The organism is Vibrio azureus (genome assembly GCF_002849855.1).
Classification (GTDB): domain Bacteria; phylum Pseudomonadota; class Gammaproteobacteria; order Enterobacterales; family Vibrionaceae; genus Vibrio; species Vibrio azureus.
Map to the genome: position 1 here is coordinate 2624364 of NZ_CP018616.1, position 14507 is coordinate 2638870.

The 14507-nt window shown below is 45.1% G+C and carries 6 protein-coding genes, 16 tRNA genes and 4 rRNA genes; 14 read left to right on the top strand and 12 right to left on the bottom strand.

Translation table 11 applies throughout. The annotated features are described in order from the left end of the window. Nucleotides 1-84: 84 nt before the first annotated feature. From BS333_RS11875 to BS333_RS11935, 13 genes are all read left to right on the top strand, one after another. A tRNA-Phe gene (locus BS333_RS11875) sits at nucleotides 85-160 on the top strand. A 58-nt stretch (nucleotides 161-218) separates the two neighbouring features. Further along, nucleotides 219-294 (top strand) — tRNA-Thr (locus BS333_RS11880). A 7-nt stretch (nucleotides 295-301) separates the two neighbouring features. Further along, nucleotides 302-377: transfer RNA gene (locus BS333_RS11885), tRNA-Phe, on the top strand. 41 nt (nucleotides 378-418) lie between these two features. Further along, nucleotides 419-494: transfer RNA gene (locus BS333_RS11890), tRNA-Asn, on the top strand. 64 nt (nucleotides 495-558) lie between these two features. Then, nucleotides 559-634: transfer RNA gene (locus tag BS333_RS11895), tRNA-Thr, on the top strand. Between the two features lie 7 nt (nucleotides 635-641). Continuing rightward, nucleotides 642-717: transfer RNA gene (locus BS333_RS11900), tRNA-Phe, on the top strand. Between the two features lie 41 nt (nucleotides 718-758). After that, nucleotides 759-834: transfer RNA gene (locus BS333_RS11905), tRNA-Asn, on the top strand. Nucleotides 835-1113: 279 nt separating this feature from the next. After that, nucleotides 1114-2739: a methyl-accepting chemotaxis protein gene (locus BS333_RS11910; RefSeq protein ID WP_021711368.1), complete on the top strand. Its 1626-nt coding sequence runs from the start codon at nucleotides 1114-1116 to the stop codon at nucleotides 2737-2739. 247 nt (nucleotides 2740-2986) lie between these two features. Then, a tRNA-Phe gene (locus BS333_RS11915) sits at nucleotides 2987-3062 on the top strand. Between the two features lie 57 nt (nucleotides 3063-3119). Then, nucleotides 3120-3195, top strand: a tRNA-Thr gene (locus BS333_RS11920). Nucleotides 3196-3215: 20 nt separating this feature from the next. After that, a tRNA-Asn gene (locus BS333_RS11925) sits at nucleotides 3216-3291 on the top strand. A gap of 38 nt (nucleotides 3292-3329) precedes the next feature. After that, a tRNA-Thr gene (locus tag BS333_RS11930) sits at nucleotides 3330-3405 on the top strand. Nucleotides 3406-3416: 11 nt separating this feature from the next. After that, nucleotides 3417-3492, top strand: a tRNA-Asn gene (locus BS333_RS11935). Between the two features lie 95 nt (nucleotides 3493-3587). Here the strand turns inward: BS333_RS11935 and BS333_RS11940 are convergent. From BS333_RS11940 to BS333_RS11995, 12 genes are all read right to left on the bottom strand, one after another. Next, entirely contained in the window at nucleotides 3588-5030 is a 1443-nt protein-coding gene (locus BS333_RS11940) for an NAD-dependent succinate-semialdehyde dehydrogenase (protein ID WP_021711367.1), read from the bottom strand. A gap of 583 nt (nucleotides 5031-5613) precedes the next feature. Next, nucleotides 5614-5690: transfer RNA gene (locus BS333_RS11945), tRNA-Asp, on the bottom strand. Between the two features lie 67 nt (nucleotides 5691-5757). Next, nucleotides 5758-5874, bottom strand: a 5S ribosomal RNA gene (gene rrf / locus BS333_RS11950). 56 nt (nucleotides 5875-5930) lie between these two features. Continuing rightward, nucleotides 5931-6006 (bottom strand) — tRNA-Thr (locus BS333_RS11955). Between the two features lie 86 nt (nucleotides 6007-6092). Then, a 5S ribosomal RNA gene (rrf, locus tag BS333_RS11960) occupies nucleotides 6093-6209 on the bottom strand. A 110-nt stretch (nucleotides 6210-6319) separates the two neighbouring features. After that, nucleotides 6320-9210 (bottom strand): 23S ribosomal RNA (locus tag BS333_RS11965). 336 nt (nucleotides 9211-9546) lie between these two features. Beyond that, nucleotides 9547-9622 (bottom strand) — tRNA-Ala (locus BS333_RS11970). A 42-nt stretch (nucleotides 9623-9664) separates the two neighbouring features. Continuing rightward, nucleotides 9665-9741: transfer RNA gene (locus tag BS333_RS11975), tRNA-Ile, on the bottom strand. A 104-nt stretch (nucleotides 9742-9845) separates the two neighbouring features. After that, nucleotides 9846-11413: ribosomal RNA gene (locus BS333_RS11980) — 16S ribosomal RNA — on the bottom strand. Together the 16S, 23S and 5S rRNA genes with 4 tRNA genes alongside form the textbook arrangement of a ribosomal RNA operon. A gap of 580 nt (nucleotides 11414-11993) precedes the next feature. Beyond that, nucleotides 11994-12383, bottom strand: a complete 390-nt coding sequence (locus BS333_RS11985; protein WP_021711939.1) for a hypothetical protein — start codon at nucleotides 12381-12383, stop codon at nucleotides 11994-11996. Continuing rightward, nucleotides 12380-12769: a hypothetical protein gene (locus BS333_RS11990; protein ID WP_021711938.1), complete on the bottom strand. Its 390-nt coding sequence runs from the start codon at nucleotides 12767-12769 to the stop codon at nucleotides 12380-12382. Before BS333_RS11990 ends, BS333_RS11985 begins: the two co-directional genes overlap by 4 nt. A gap of 247 nt (nucleotides 12770-13016) precedes the next feature. Beyond that, on the bottom strand, nucleotides 13017-13511 hold the full coding sequence (locus BS333_RS11995) for a hypothetical protein (RefSeq protein WP_021709331.1): 495 nt from the start codon (nucleotides 13509-13511) through the stop codon (nucleotides 13017-13019). Nucleotides 13512-13939: 428 nt separating this feature from the next. On the opposite strand from BS333_RS11995, the gene BS333_RS12000 reads away from it, so the two are divergent. After that, a complete protein-coding gene (locus tag BS333_RS12000; protein ID WP_021709329.1) occupies nucleotides 13940-14410 on the top strand; it encodes a TetR/AcrR family transcriptional regulator in 471 nt (156 codons plus the stop codon). Nucleotides 14411-14507: the final 97 nt, after the last annotated feature.

The following is a 14507-nucleotide window of genomic DNA, read 5'->3' on the forward strand; positions in this document are numbered from 1 at the left end:
AGCATCCGAACGAACACTTTTTTGAAATTATTTAAAAAAAGTGGTTGACGCAATGCAGGAAAATCCGTTTAATAGCGCTCCGTTGCCCGGATAGCTCAGTCGGTAGAGCAGAGGATTGAAAATCCTCGTGTCGGTGGTTCGATTCCGCCTCCGGGCACCACAATTAAATGTTGTTGGTGTTAAATGTTCACGAGCAACCATTGCAAAGAATAAGATGTGCCGACTTAGCTCAGTAGGTAGAGCAACTGACTTGTAATCAGTAGGTCACCAGTTCGATTCCGGTAGTCGGCACCATTCTTTTGCCTCGATAGCTCAGTCGGTAGAGCAGAGGATTGAAAATCCTCGTGTCGGTGGTTCGATTCCGCCTCGAGGCACCATTATTTAGTGTATTTGCTTAGCAAAACACAAACAGAATAGTTCCTCCTTAGCTCAGTTGGTAGAGCGACGGACTGTTAATCCGCAGGTCGCTGGTTCGAGCCCAGCAGGAGGAGCCACTTTCTATGAGTCTTATGTAAGGCTCTAAAACAAAGAGTAACGTCTTCAAGCAGAATAAGATGTGCCGACTTAGCTCAGTAGGTAGAGCAACTGACTTGTAATCAGTAGGTCACCAGTTCGACTCCGGTAGTCGGCACCATTCTTTTGCCTCGATAGCTCAGTCGGTAGAGCAGAGGATTGAAAATCCTCGTGTCGGTGGTTCGATTCCGCCTCGAGGCACCACAATTTGGTGCACTTGCATAGCAAGACACAAACAGAATAGTTCCTCCTTAGCTCAGTTGGTAGAGCGACGGACTGTTAATCCGCAGGTCGCTGGTTCGAGCCCAGCAGGAGGAGCCACTTTCAAAGCCAAGTCACATGACTTGGCTTTTTTCTTTTCTAATCACATTAGAACTCAGTGCGAAAACTCCGAATTTCTCCCCAACCAACCTTCTCACCATTTAAGCTCAAATTGAACCATAGCGCTGTCTGGTCATCAGTCAAGAAACTTAATCTAAATCATAATTTCGACTCGAGTATATCAACTAACTATATACAAAATTAACGGTATGAAATTATCATACGGCACACCGTAAATATTATGCATCATGTAACACTTCAATCGAGTCATCACCTATTATGAAATTAAAAACTCAAGCGAGTTTCTTAGCCGTAATTATTTTGCTTGCTCTACTCGCTCTTACTGTTTCAGGCCTCTGGACACTTCGCCACGCAAGCAATCTGGACAACAAAGCTAGAGTCACAGAGTTATTCAATAGTGCTTACAGTATTCTAACTGAAGTCGAAAAAATGTCGGTCGAAGGAAAGATACCAGAAGCAGAAGCCAAAGCCCTCGCTACCCGTCTCTTACGTAATAATATCTATAAAGACAATGAATACGTTTATGTAGCTGATGAAAACATGCAATTCATAGCTGCACCTCTTGATCCACATTTACATGGCACCAGCTTCCACGACTTTCGTGATGGTGATGGCGACAGCGTTGGTCAACTGATTTTAGATGTCCTGGGCAATAAAACAGGCCAAGTGGTGGAATACTCTTGGACACAAAAACTGCCAGACGGAACCATTGAAGAAAAACAATCAATCGCAGAAAAAACACCTCATTGGAACTGGGTTGTCGGAACAGGAATCGGCTCAAATGAAGTGAATGCCCGTTTCTGGTCAACGGCTCAATGGCAATTAACCTTATGCCTAATTATCGCAAGTGCCATTCTTAGTGGCCTCATCATAGCTATTCGCAAAATTTTAAACCTATTGGGTGGCGAACCTAAAGATGTGCGAGAAGCGGTACAAGCGATTGCTGAAGGGCGTATTCAAGCCAGCTTCGAGCAACCGGCATCGCAAGGCAGCATCTATAAAGCTGTCCAAGAAATGAGCCTGTCGCTTGCTCAAATGGTCAATAACCTTGAATATTCGATGAATGCACTACGCACAGAACTCTCCGCTCTAGAGTCACGTTCTCATTCTCTGACCGACCTAGCATGCTCTCAACAACAATCAACCGCGATGATCGCCACTGCAATGACAGAAATGGCTTCATCGGCCAATCACGTTGCAAGTTCAGCTAGCGACACCGCCCATAATACTGATAAAGCCGACCAACAAAGTCAGCATACTCAATCTCTAATTCACAGCACTGTTGACAATATTCAAGGTCTAGCAAGCCAACTTAATACCGCTAGCCAGGCCGTTGCTGACCTTGATCTGGAAGTCAATAGTATTGTCAAAGTTCTTGATGTCATTGGAGATATTGCGGAACAAACAAACTTGTTAGCACTCAATGCCGCTATAGAAGCAGCCAGAGCGGGTGAACAAGGTCGTGGATTTGCTGTCGTCGCTGACGAAGTACGCAATCTAGCAGGACGCACTCAAGATAGCACGAAAGAGATCCAGCAAATGATCTCCAAACTTCAAGAAGGCTCACGTAACGCCATCCACACTATGGAGATTTGTGCACAAACAAGTGAAAGTACCGTGACTGAATCCATGAATGCCTCTGAAGCACTACGACAAATTGTTACAGCATTAGAGTCAATTACTTCGATGAGCCAACAAATCGCCACCGCTGCCGCAGAACAAACACAAGTCAGTGATGATATCTCTCACCGAATAAACCTCATTGAAGAAAGTGGTAGCCAGCTCAACCATGTAGTGGTTGAAAGCCAATCAAGCACACAAACTTTGACTTCTTTAGCTAATGAACTTGAAAGTTGGGTCAAACGATTTTCGATAAAACACTAGCCTAAGACGATATGCTCAACCAAGCTGCCCTATTGAAAGCACGTTTTTAAGCGTGCTTTCTTGCTATTAAAGCGCTTTTTTCCTATTCACTTGCCTTGTTTATAAATAGCCCAACACTTACAAAATCGAGTTCCACTGATAAAAACGTATAAAAACAGCCCACTCCGAACACAAAATCATCAAACAGGATTTTTTTTTCATTTTCTTGTTGACCTAAAGAGCGAAAAGCCTTTTAATACACCTCGTCGCCCGGATAGCTCAGTCGGTAGAGCAGAGGATTGAAAATCCTCGTGTCGGTGGTTCGATTCCGCCTCCGGGCACCACAAAATTTAAATTGTTGGTGCTAACACGAACAATGATAAAACAAAGATATTCGGCATGCCGACTTAGCTCAGTAGGTAGAGCAACTGACTTGTAATCAGTAGGTCACCAGTTCGATTCCGGTAGTCGGCACCATTCTTTGTTAAAAAAACAATTCCTCCTTAGCTCAGTTGGTAGAGCGACGGACTGTTAATCCGCAGGTCGCTGGTTCGAGCCCAGCAGGAGGAGCCATATTTGGCATTGATAAGAAATACTTATCAATCAGGTGAGCCGACTTAGCTCAGTAGGTAGAGCAACTGACTTGTAATCAGTAGGTCACCAGTTCGATTCCGGTAGTCGGCACCATAAAAATTTATTCCTCCTTAGCTCAGTTGGTAGAGCGACGGACTGTTAATCCGCAGGTCGCTGGTTCGAGCCCAGCAGGAGGAGCCACATTAAAAATCCACATCACATGATGTGGATTTTTTTTATCTAAAATAAGCTCATATACCCAAGCATTTTAAATAGCTTGGGTAAACTCTTTGGCTTTAGTCTATACCACCAAGGCAAATATACTTAGACTCTAAGTACTCACTTAGCCCCTGCCTTGCTCCCTCTCGCCCAATGCCTGACTCTTTCATTCCACCAAATGGAGCCACTTCTGTAGAGATAATGCCTTCATTAATGCCAACCATGCCATACTCCAAACACTCACTAAATTTAATGATGCGCTTTAAGCTATCGGTATAAAAGTAACCCGCTAGACCATACTCGGTATCATTAGCCATTTCAATAACCTGATCATCGTCTTCAAAACTTATAACGGGTAAAACTGGACCGAATAATTCTTGTTGAACGATCGCCATACTTTGTTCGACATTATCTAGGATAACAGGCTCCATAAAGCGCCCAGAGAGGCTCTGTGGTTGATTAAGCAATACCGCTCCATCTCGGGTTGCTTGTTCGATCAAAGACTCCAGACGTTGCTTAGAAGTCATATTAATTAAAGGGCCTAACAATGTCCCAGCGTCAAGACCATTACCGACTTTCAACTGTCTCGTTTTGTTTAACAACGTTGTTAGGAATGCTTCTTTTACATCGCGATGAACATACAGTCGATTAGTACAAACACAGGTTTGCCCCGTATTACGAAATTTAGATGCAATTAAGCCATCAGCTGCAGCTTCCAGGTCAGCATCATCAAAAACAATAAATGGTGCATTGCCACCAAGCTCCATCGATACATTTTTAACCGTCTCACTTGCTTGTTTCATTAAGATCTTGCCGACACGAGTTGAACCAGTGAAGGAGATCTTCTTGATCCGAGAGTCTGAGCTCAACACTAAACCAAATTCTGCAGACTGTTCAGACACCACGGTAGACAGTAACGCTTTTGGAATACCTGCTTGGTAAGCCAGTTCCACTACTGCCAAAGCCGTTAGAGGTGTTAGTTCTGAAGGTTTGATGATCATCCCACAACCAGCTGCTAAAGCAGGCGCTGCTTTTCTCGTGATCATTGCCATAGGAAAGTTCCACGGTGTAATCGCCGCACATACACCTACGGGCTGCTTGATAGTAGAAAGGCGTCTATCCGACGAAGGAGTGGGAATCACTTCCCCATAAGCTCGCTTAGCTTCCTCTGCAAACCACTCGACAAATGAGGCTCCATAAGCGACCTCACTACGGCTTTCAGCAAGGGGCTTTCCTTGTTCTAAAGTAATAATATGGGCAATGTCCTCCATATACTCCATAAGTAATTGATACCATTTCTTAAGAGATACTGAACGAGCTTTGGCACTATATTTAGCCCATTCTTTTTGAGCAGCCTCACACGCTTCTATTTGTGCGTCGAGTTCACCTAGCGTGCTCGGTTTCAAGCGAATTAACTCCTGCTCTGTAGCAGGATTAGTAATCGCGATTCCATTTCCACCGAGAAAAGACAGTCTTTTAAATAAGGCTTTTAACGTTTCACTTTGTATCTGTTGCAGCATTAATTCGCACCCCTAAAAAGAAATTCATTTGAGTCTATTTTTCTAACAAGCCATTGTAACGAAAACAAAGTGAACTTCAGTAAGAAGGGAAGAAATCGTGACCAGACTAAGGGTCTCCCACATGCCGGGTTATTTCTTTAAAATAAATGGCTAAGCTTGCGCTCAATTAGACTCCCACACAAGCGGGACTCGTTGGTCATAGACCAAGATAACATCGTATATACGAAAAGACCTCAGCATTTCTGCCGAGGTCTGGAATAAGTGGCGGAGCTTCCGGGGTTGCGGGCAAGCGGGACTCGTTGGTCATAGGCCAAAATAATATCGCAAATACGAAAAGACCTCAGCATTTCTGCTGAGGTCTGGAATAAGTGGCGGAGCGGCCGGGGTTGCAGGCAACCGGGACTCGTTGGTCGTAGACCAAAATAATATCGCAAATACGAAAAGACCTCAGCATTTCTGCTGAGGTCTGGAATAAATGGCGGAGCGGCCGGGGTTGCGGGCAACCGGGACTCGTTGGTCATAGGCCAAAATAATATCGCAAATACGAAAAGACCTCAGCATTTCTGCTGAGGTCTGGAATAAGTGGCGGAGCGGACGGGACTCGAACCCGCGACCCCCGGCGTGACAGGCCGGTATTCTAACCAACTGAACTACCGCTCCGCACTGGTTAGACTCTTGAGTCTAATTTTTTGTTCTGAGCATTATTAATGCTGAGAACATAAAATGAACCTGGCAATGTCCTACTCTCACATGGGGAAGCCCCACACTACCATCGGCGCTAATTCGTTTCACTTCTGAGTTCGGGATGGAAATCAGGTGGGTCCAAATCGCTATGGTCGCCAAGTAAAATTCTTTTCACTTTGCTTTAAACTTAGAAAAAACTTAAAGCAAAGTGTTAAGTGGTGCTGATACCCAGACTCGAACTGGGGACCTCATCCTTACCAAGGATGCGCTCTACCACCTGAGCTATATCAGCATCAAGGTGTCCTTTCGGACTAAAAGCCCGTTGTTCGAGCAGGCCTTTAAATTTCTCCGTTTGTATTGCTAGAGAAATAAATTAAAGCCTGGCGATGTCCTACTCTCACATGGGGAAGCCCCACACTACCATCGGCGCTAATTCGTTTCACTTCTGAGTTCGGGATGGAAATCAGGTGGGTCCAAATCGCTATGGTCGCCAAGCAAATTCTGTTTTAAATCCTGCTATCAGGATTTAAATAATCTGGAAAGCTGTTTCAGTTCTTACACATTCAATGTTCTTTTTGAGTCCATCAAAACCCTTTGGGTGTTGTATGGTTAAGCCTCACGGGCAATTAGTATCAGTTAGCTCAACGCCTCACAACGCTTACACACCTGACCTATCAACGTCGTAGTCTCCGACAACCCTTTAGGATACTTAATGTATCAGGGAGAACTCATCTCAAGGCTCGCTTCCCGCTTAGATGCTTTCAGCGGTTATCGATCCCGAACTTAGCTACCGGGCAATGCGTCTGGCGACACAACCCGAACACCAGAGGTTCGTCCACTCCGGTCCTCTCGTACTAGGAGCAGCCCCTTTCAATTCTCCAACGCCCACGGCAGATAGGGACCGAACTGTCTCACGACGTTCTAAACCCAGCTCGCGTACCACTTTAAATGGCGAACAGCCATACCCTTGGGACCGACTTCAGCCCCAGGATGTGATGAGCCGACATCGAGGTGCCAAACACCGCCGTCGATATGAACTCTTGGGCGGTATCAGCCTGTTATCCCCGGAGTACCTTTTATCCGTTGAGCGATGGCCCTTCCATACAGAACCACCGGATCACTATGACCTGCTTTCGCACCTGCTCGAATTGTCATTCTCGCAGTCAAGCGGGCTTATGCCATTGCACTAACCTCACGATGTCCAACCGTGATTAGCCCACCTTCGTGCTCCTCCGTTACGCTTTGGGAGGAGACCGCCCCAGTCAAACTACCCACCAGGCACTGTCCGCAACCCCGATAAGGGGTCGACGTTAGAACATCAACACTACAAGGGTGGTATTTCAAGGACGGCTCCACCAACACTGGCGTGCTGGTTTCAAAGCCTCCCACCTATCCTACACATGTAGGGTCAATGTTCAGTGCCAAGCTGTAGTAAAGGTTCACGGGGTCTTTCCGTCTAGCCGCGGGTACACTGCATCTTCACAGCGATTTCAATTTCACTGAGTCTCGGGTGGAGACAGCGTGGCCATCATTACGCCATTCGTGCAGGTCGGAACTTACCCGACAAGGAATTTCGCTACCTTAGGACCGTTATAGTTACGGCCGCCGTTTACCGGGGCTTCGATCAAGAGCTTCGACCGAAGTCTAACCCCATCAATTAACCTTCCGGCACCGGGCAGGCGTCACACCGTATACGTCATCTTACGATTTTGCACAGTGCTGTGTTTTTAATAAACAGTTGCAGCCACCTGGTATCTGCGACTCTCAATAGCTCCATCCGCGAGGGACTTCACCGTCGAGAGCGTACCTTCTCCCGAAGTTACGGTACCATTTTGCCTAGTTCCTTCACCCGAGTTCTCTCAAGCGCCTTGGTATTCTCTACCCGACCACCTGTGTCGGTTTGGGGTACGATTCCTTACAATCTGAAGCTTAGAGGCTTTTCCTGGAAGCATGGCATCAATGACTTCACTACCGTAGTAGCTCGACGTCGTGTCTCAGCCTTAAGAAGAGCCGGATTTACCTAACTCTTCAGCCTACGCACTTGAACCTGGACAACCGTCGCCAGGCCCACCTAGCCTTCTCCGTCCCCCCATCGCAATTGTAAGAAGTACGGGAATATTAACCCGTTTCCCATCGACTACGCCTTTCGGCCTCGCCTTAGGGGTCGACTTACCCTGCCCCGATTAACGTTGGACAGGAACCCTTGGTCTTCCGGCGAGGGGGTTTTTCACCCCCTTTATCGTTACTCATGTCAGCATTCGCACTTCTGATACCTCCAGCATGCTTTACAACACACCTTCAACGGCTTACAGAACGCTCCCCTACCCAATGCACAAAAGTGCATTGCCGCAGCTTCGGTTTACTACTTAGCCCCGTTACATCTTCCGCGCAGGCCGACTCGACCAGTGAGCTATTACGCTTTCTTTAAATGATGGCTGCTTCTAAGCCAACATCCTGGCTGTCTGAGCCTTCCCACATCGTTTCCCACTTAGTAGTAATTTGGGACCTTAGCTGGCGGTCTGGGTTGTTTCCCTCTCCACGACGGACGTTAGCACCCGCCGTGTGTCTCCCGGATAGTACTTACTGGTATTCGGAGTTTGCAAAGGGTTGGTAAGTCGGGATGACCCCCTAGCCTTAACAGTGCTCTACCCCCAGTAGTATTCGTCCGAGGCGCTACCTAAATAGCTTTCGGGGAGAACCAGCTATCTCCAGGTTTGATTGGCCTTTCACCCCTAGCCACAAGTCATCCGCTAATTTTTCAACATTAGTCGGTTCGGTCCTCCAGTTGATGTTACTCAACCTTCAACCTGCCCATGGCTAGATCACCTGGTTTCGGGTCTATATCCAGAGACTGAGCGCCCAGTTAAGACTCGGTTTCCCTACGGCTCCCCTAGATGGTTAACCTTGCCACTGAATATAAGTCGCTGACCCATTATACAAAAGGTACGCAGTCACCCAACAAAGTGGGCTCCTACTGCTTGTACGTACACGGTTTCAGGTTCTATTTCACTCCCCTCACAGGGGTTCTTTTCGCCTTTCCCTCACGGTACTGGTTCACTATCGGTCAGTCAGTAGTATTTAGCCTTGGAGGATGGTCCCCCCATATTCAGACAGGATATCACGTGTCCCGCCCTACTCGATTTCACTGAATGTGCGTTGTCAACTACGGGGCTATCACCCTGTATCGCCGGACTTTCCAGACCGTTCGTCTAACGCATAAAAAGCTTAAGGGCTAGTCCAATTTCGCTCGCCGCTACTTTCGGAATCTCGGTTGATTTCTTTTCCTCGGGGTACTTAGATGTTTCAGTTCCCCCGGTTCGCCTCGTTATGCTATGTATTCACATAACGATACGTGCTTATGCACGTGGGTTTCCCCATTCAGAAATCCCAGACTCAAATGGTTGTTACTACCTAATCTGGGCTTATCGCAAGTTACTACGTCTTTCATCGCCTCTGACTGCCAAGGCATCCACCGTGTACGCTTAGTCACTTAACCATACAACCCCAAAGAGTTTCAGAAGAAATCTTGAGTTTGTTGTTTAAACAACCAAAGTTTGCTATCTCATTATTTGAATGAGCGAGATAGCGTTCGATTTTGCCGGACTCAAATATGTTTTGCTCCATTCGTTAAGAACGAAGTAAAACCCAAGAACACTTGAATGTGTATTGGTACCTACATCTTTAAAAGACATAGGATTTGAGAACTTTTATTAGATAACAATCAATCAAATTGTTATCTGTCAGCTTTCCAAATTGTTAAAGAGCTAATTACTTAAGATAAAGTAACCATTTTTAAAAGCACTCGTCTTTTTCAAGAAAGTACGCTTAAAGATGGTGGAGCTAAGCAGGATCGAACTGCTGACCTCCTGCGTGCAAGGCAGGCGCTCTCCCAGCTGAGCTATAGCCCCATTAAGGTGTCGATACTCTTGCCAATTCTTTTGGGGAAGAATTGGTGGGTCTGAGTGGACTCGAACCACCGACCTCTCGCTTATCAGGCGAACGCTCTAACCACCTGAGCTACAGACCCAGTATCGTCTCTTTTACTTATAAACCGTATCAATCTGTGTGGACACTTGTCGTGACTCATTTGTCTTCACTTTTAAAAAGTGAAAGCAAACTATCCGTATCGTATAAGGAGGTGATCCAGCGCCAGGTTCCCCTAGCGCTACCTTGTTACGACTTCACCCCAGTCATGAACCACAAAGTGGTAAGCGTCCTCCCGAAGGTTAAACTACCTACTTCTTTTGCAGCCCACTCCCATGGTGTGACGGGCGGTGTGTACAAGGCCCGGGAACGTATTCACCGTGGCATTCTGATCCACGATTACTAGCGATTCCGACTTCATGGAGTCGAGTTGCAGACTCCAATCCGGACTACGACGCACTTTTTGGGATTCGCTCACTTTCGCAAGTTGGCTGCCCTCTGTATGCGCCATTGTAGCACGTGTGTAGCCCTACTCGTAAGGGCCATGATGACTTGACGTCGTCCCCACCTTCCTCCGGTTTATCACCGGCAGTCTCCCTGGAGTTCCCGACATTACTCGCTGGCAAACAAGGATAAGGGTTGCGCTCGTTGCGGGACTTAACCCAACATTTCACAACACGAGCTGACGACAGCCATGCAGCACCTGTCTCAGAGTTCCCGAAGGCACCAATTCATCTCTGAAAAGTTCTCTGGATGTCAAGAGTAGGTAAGGTTCTTCGCGTTGCATCGAATTAAACCACATGCTCCACCGCTTGTGCGGGCCCCCGTCAATTCATTTGAGTTTTAATCTTGCGACCGTACTCCCCAGGCGGTCTACTTAACGCGTTAGCTCCGAAAGCCACGGCTCAAGGCCACAACCTCCAAGTAGACATCGTTTACGGCGTGGACTACCAGGGTATCTAATCCTGTTTGCTCCCCACGCTTTCGCATCTGAGTGTCAGTATCTGTCCAGGGGGCCGCCTTCGCCACCGGTATTCCTTCAGATCTCTACGCATTTCACCGCTACACCTGAAATTCTACCCCCCTCTACAGTACTCTAGTCTGCCAGTTTCAAATGCTATTCCGAGGTTGAGCCCCGGGCTTTCACATCTGACTTAACAAACCACCTGCATGCGCTTTACGCCCAGTAATTCCGATTAACGCTCGCACCCTCCGTATTACCGCGGCTGCTGGCACGGAGTTAGCCGGTGCTTCTTCTGTCGCTAACGTCAAACAACACCGCTATTAACGATACTGCCTTCCTCACGACTGAAAGTGCTTTACAACCCGAAGGCCTTCTTCACACACGCGGCATGGCTGCATCAGGCTTGCGCCCATTGTGCAATATTCCCCACTGCTGCCTCCCGTAGGAGTCTGGACCGTGTCTCAGTTCCAGTGTGGCTGATCATCCTCTCAGACCAGCTAGGGATCGTCGCCTTGGTGAGCCCTTACCTCACCAACTAGCTAATCCCACCTAGGCATATCCTGACGCGAGAGGCCTTGCGGTCCCCCTCTTTGGTCCCCTTCGTTTATAGAAAACGACATTATGCGGTATTAGCCATCGTTTCCAATGGTTATCCCCCACATCAGGGCAATTTCCTAGGCATTACTCACCCGTCCGCCGCTCGACGCCGTTATCATTCCCCGAAGGTTCAGATAACTCGTTTCCGCTCGACTTGCATGTGTTAGGCCTGCCGCCAGCGTTCAATCTGAGCCATGATCAAACTCTTCAATTTAAAGTTTTTTCGGCTCAATGAATACTGACTTCAAAACTCATCCTTACTTAAAAGTAAGAAGTAATTTTAAAGCTATTACCATTCCAACAGAATGATAATGAATTGACTGTGCCAAGTCTTTCGACTCGTTTGGTCACTCAGTTCACTGAAACCTAATTTGAAGCTAAAGCTTCTAATTGGATTATCATCAACGAGTGCCCACACAGATTGATAGGTCTATATTGTTAAAGAGCTTGGCTTTTTGAGAAGTTTTCTCTTAAAGCGGAGGTGAATTCTAGCGAGATAATTGAAAGTGTCAAACACTTTTTTCATTTATTTTCTTTAGAACTTCTTACCCTCTCTAACTCGACTGAAGCCTTGTTGCCTCTGCCGTGTCAGTGGATGCGCATTATAGAGAGTCCTTTATCTTTAGCAAGAAAAAAAACACTATTTATCTAAAAAAAGTACTTAAGTGACCAAAACTCATTCAAATGCTATTTTAATAACAAATCGCACTCAGCTTTATCACAATTTACCCACAAAAAACTGTGGATAACCCTCTAGAGCTTATGCAACTTTCCAAAGGAAGTGATATCAATTATTACTTAAATTTAACCCGCATAGTATCAACAGAATGTTGCTTAGCTAGTTTTGCTTCAAGCTGTGCTACCTTCAACTCTAACTGTTTCGTATACGCTGCTTGCTCTCTCTCTACTAGATTCTGAAAGCGTGAACAATCTATAGGCCTAGCACCACCAAAGCGATACGTAATTCTGACTCCAAATTGGGTCTGATCACCCTCATCAATATTTACGATACTATCACTGGCTTGAAAGCCTTCGTAGAGTCCTTGTCCTATCCCAGTACTAATTTCCCATGGTTGGAAATCAGACTGTTCACAGGAAGCACTATTTGCAGATCGAATCTCATTTGCAGATACATGTTGAAGACATAAAGTAAAAAGTATCGTGCTTACAAGTAAAAATTTCATTTGATAGCCTCTATTAAAAATAACTCAGCATCTGTGCAAATCCTTGAGCCTATACTTCCATGTAAGGCAACCGAACAAACCTTGAAATTTTGTGCTCCATGTTTGTGTTCTAATTCAACGGGTACGTCTATGCTTATCTCTTCATCACCTTCCATTAAAAAAATGTCACTCACTGGTCTATTGTTTACCTCAATGTAGTAACGCGTTTCTTCACCATAGTGACGAACTGTGATCGGGACAAAAGCTTCCGTAGTTAGATTCCAAGCATCTAGATTATCTACACCACCATAGCGAATAGGCATTTGAAAATGAGAAGTAACTGCAAATAACATTGTGGAATAAAACATTGATGAAAGAAGCGTTAGAGTAATTGATATATACTTCATATTGCTCTCAGAAAGTTTTTGAGGGCACTCTATACCCAAGTGACTTCAAGGTGCTTGATTCAGAGCGACCTTAACTCTCAGACTTTGTTAACGATTCTCAATGTAGAACGACTATATCTTCGAATCGTTGCCGCGCCTGAGGGTTAAGGTCATCTCGCTGAACGCAGCATCTTGAGGTTACTTGGGTATACAAGTGCCCTATTAATTTTGACTATCAATATTTTTTAGCAAAAAGTCTCTATTGAAATTAGCCACAATCTATATTCAAAATAGTTGTAACACGCAGTGTACTACCTGCTTCAAATCGAAATGATGGGATGTCCAAATTCAAACGTACATTGGTATCAATACCACTAACTACTTGAAATGAATCATTCGGCTCAACAGACTGTATCCCAACAAGACCGTTATCAATGTCAAAACTTGAACGGGCTTCAACATCGGTTTTGTTACCACTGGTGCCGAAATTGTTTTGTTCATCCCAAACACTAAAGTCACTCATAGTTATCGTCGCATAGCCATCGTTTCCATTATTGATAACCTTAAATTTTGCTGGCGCTTCATTATTGAAATGTGAGTTTTTTTCGTCAGAGAAACGAATAGAACCTTCTAAGTCGGCGTTTTCCATTACAAAGCCACATGTAAGTGGAATAGTTTCAGAAAATTGCAGCTTCGTCTCTGATGCCGATATCGCATTAAATGAAGCGACTAACGCGAAAAATGAAATGACATTGCGTTTCATGTTTTACCCTTAAGTGATTACCCATTATTAAGTACTAGTACTAATAAGAGAAACAGATTGCCCTCGTACTATTTTGAATGCCGAATATGAACCTTATCGACGTGCACAATATACACATTACGTACTGGGTACGCAATGTGTATCAGAGGGTTTATTAGAAAATATCATCAACTATCATGAAAATGCTTATGCCCGTGAGACTCCTTACGCCATAAATACTCAAGGATAACCCATATAAACAACTGATTATATTGAAGAAATAAAAGAATTTAAATTGATTGATGATTGTTACAATCCCTTACATAACAAACATCATGAATAGCATTCAAACAACACTTTCAACCTAACCATAGCATTTACTCTAGTCGTCTAGTCCCAGCTATGTAAAAATGTTAGCTTAAGTATAAATTTACAAGACGTAATAACACATGGCTAGAATTACTACTGAAGAAAAAGAACAAAAAAAGAAGATGATGGATGAGCGGATCTTCCAACTTTTTCTATCAGAAGGCTGGGAGGCTGTCACTTACGATCGGTTAGCAAAAGAGCTGAACTTACGTAAGAGTAGTATCCAATCCTACTACCCCAAAAGTATTGCTTTTGCTACAGCCCTGCAAGGTAGAATTTTTCCTATCGTAATCCAAAAACTCAACTTCAAATCAAAACAGCAATTCATTGAATCTTGGTTAGCAGCCTACAGTGATGAACAATGTCATATATTTAAAGAAGTAGTAAAAATGTTGCTGAATAACATAATAAAAAGCAGCACAAGCCCCCACTCACTGAAAGCCATAATGAGATTACAAAATTTATTAGCTCAAAATATTGGCGAAGAAGAGGCAGGTAAGACTATCAAGATAGTTTTAGGGGAAACCCTTTATATACAAATGCAACAATAACGCTAAAGTACAACAGCCTGACCTTGTGCTTAAATCACAGATTCCCAGCACAATATCGCGGTGAGCAGCTTTGATATTGCAACAAACAAAAAAGCCT